Source organism: Mesorhizobium sp. M0587, assembly GCF_040320945.1.
GTDB lineage: Bacteria > Pseudomonadota > Alphaproteobacteria > Rhizobiales > Rhizobiaceae > Mesorhizobium.
This window is the reverse complement of the sequence record NZ_JAMYQP010000123.1, coordinates 1-600: the sequence shown is the minus strand read 5'-3', so window position 1 is coordinate 600 and position 600 is coordinate 1. Positions and strand designations below refer to the sequence as shown.

Annotated in this window: 1 protein-coding gene; it reads left to right on the top strand. The window is 57.0% G+C overall.

Going from position 1 to position 600, the window contains the following annotated elements:
• A partial coding sequence (locus tag NKI49_RS33300) for a UDP-galactopyranose mutase (protein ID WP_352608457.1) occupies window positions 1-582 on the top strand: 582 nt, incomplete at its 5' end.
• Window positions 583-600 lie beyond the last annotated feature (18 nt).

Sequence of the window (600 nt, the reverse complement as noted above, 5' to 3'; positions counted from 1 at the left end):
GGGTACACCAGGATGTTCCAACGCATGCTCGAACAGCCGAACATAAAGATCATGTTGCAGACCGATTTCCGCGAGATTCGTGAGAAGATACCGTTCAGGCGATTGGTTTACACCGGCCCGATCGACGAATATTTCGGCTGGCAGCTCGGGCACCTTCCCTATCGCTCGCTTCGTTTCGAGCACGTTACCCTCGACCGCGAACAGTTTCAGCCGGTTGCCGTCGTCAATTATCCCCAGACGGAAGATTACACCCGCATCACGGAGTACAAACATCTCACTGGCCAACAGAGCTCGCGGACCAGCCTGACCTACGAATATCCCACGGACCTCGGGGATCCGTACTACCCGGTGCCGCGGGCCGAGAACGAAGCACTCTACAAGCGTTATGAAGCGCTTGCCGCTACCTGTCCCGACGTGTGGTTTGTCGGTCGCCTGGCAACATACCGCTACTACAACATGGATCAGGTGGTTGGGCAGGCTCTGGCCACTTTCGCTCGCATCCAAAAAAGCGTCGAATCGGCGAGCACGGGAAAGGCGTCATTGGCGGAACTGGCTGTAAGTTCTCCCGCACACGGGAGTTAGAGTTGGGGGCGGCAAAAC